This is a genomic window from uncultured Roseobacter sp. (assembly GCF_947495275.1).
Lineage (GTDB): Bacteria > Pseudomonadota > Alphaproteobacteria > Rhodobacterales > Rhodobacteraceae > Roseobacter.
This window is the reverse complement of sequence record NZ_CANLYL010000047.1, coordinates 1-1,568: the sequence shown is the minus strand read 5'-3', so window position 1 is coordinate 1,568 and position 1,568 is coordinate 1. Positions and strand designations below refer to the sequence as shown.

The 1,568-nt window shown below is 55.1% G+C and carries 1 pseudogene; it reads left to right on the top strand.

Going from position 1 to position 1,568, the window contains the following annotated elements:
• Nucleotides 1–140 precede the first annotated feature (140 nt).
• A pseudogene (locus Q0802_RS24610) lies at nucleotides 141–1,151 on the top strand (IS30 family transposase).
• The last annotated feature ends 417 nt before the right edge of the window (nucleotides 1,152–1,568 follow it).

The following is a 1,568-nucleotide window of genomic DNA, read 5'->3' as shown; positions in this document are numbered from 1 at the left end:
AAAGATGATGGAAGAGATGCGACGATCCCCCTAACCTCAGAAAGAACAGGAGTCGCGGTTCTGGTATCGCTCACACGGGTGGATTCACAAACGAAGTGCAAATTCTGTATCAAAACAAAGCGTTGCATGGAGTATGAAGAATGGGAATCCACTACTGTCACCTGAAGCTGGAGGACCGCCGTAAACTGGCAAAGTGGCTTGAAGCCAAAATGCCTGTCTCAGAGATTGCGGATCGACTGGGCCGCGACCCCTCAACGATCTACCGAGACATCAAGCGCAATCGATATACGGACGACGAGCTGCCTGAGCTGAACGGCTACTACGCGCTGAATGCCCAGGACAAATACGAGAAGCGCCGCGCGATCCATCGCAAGATGATCGTTCATCCTGAACTCAAGGCTGCCATCGAAGACCGACTGAAGGCTGGCTGGTCACCTGAGCAGATCGCGGGACGCATGCGGCTAGAACGCCATCCGATCCGCGTCAGCCACGAGACGATCTATCGTTTCGCCTACTCCAAAGATGGTCGCGATGAGCAGTTCTACCGGCACCTGCCCGAACATCGTCGTCGCCGCAGGCCGCGCGGATATCGTCGAGGGCAGCGCGCACATATCCTTGATGAACAAAGCCTGTCACACAGGCCTGAGAGGATCTCCGAACGCACGGAGTTTGGCCATTGGGAATGCGATCTGATGATGTTCCGCAAGGAGCATGGAAAGGTGAACGTGACCTCACTGGTCGAACGTGTGAGCCGGTACGCAGTTGTGATGCTCAACGAGGATCGCCAGTCCAAGCCAATCATGGAAGCCCTGATCCAAGGTCTGGCTCCCCTGCACGCCGACGCGCGCCAGTCGATCACCTTTGACCGTGGCTCTGAGTTCTCGGCCTGAAGGCATCTTAAAGCCAGCATCGGCGCAGACGCGTGGTTTTGTGACCCGCAAGCGCCGTACCAGAAAGGCACCGTCGAGAACACGAACAACAGGCTGCGGAAGTATCTGCCCCGCTCAACCGAACCGACGGCGCTGACAAATCGATATTTGAGGTCGATTTGCCACCGCCTCAATTCAACGCCGCGCAAATGCCTCGGCTACCACACGCCGGCCGAAATCTTCGAGACCAAGCTGATGGAAATCCAGAACCGGTTGGAATAAAACAACATATCAGGAACTGCACTTCAGCGTGAGTTCACAGCGGCACATTCTAAACTGGGTTGCGACAAGTTCTCTATTTTGCTGAAATGCGAGGAGAATGGACATGCGCCACATATAGCTAGAGCTGCGTTGAAGACGTGCTGAGCGCCAAAAGTGCCAGTGAACAAGATCGCCAATCTCCGCTGAGCCGACTATCCCGAAATCAAGCGGAACTATTTTTCCGATGACGATCCGCCGAGCTTGAATGGACACTGCGGCATGAATGCCCATAAGTGTGCATCTGACCAGCGTGAGTGGCGGCTATAGGCCAGGACTCGCAAGCGCTGTACCAGAACCACTGTGAGCCTCCCCCTTTGAAGTGGTCCGCCCCTATAGTTAGGAAAGTGGAGGACCAGAGATGGCCATTAAGAGACCCAA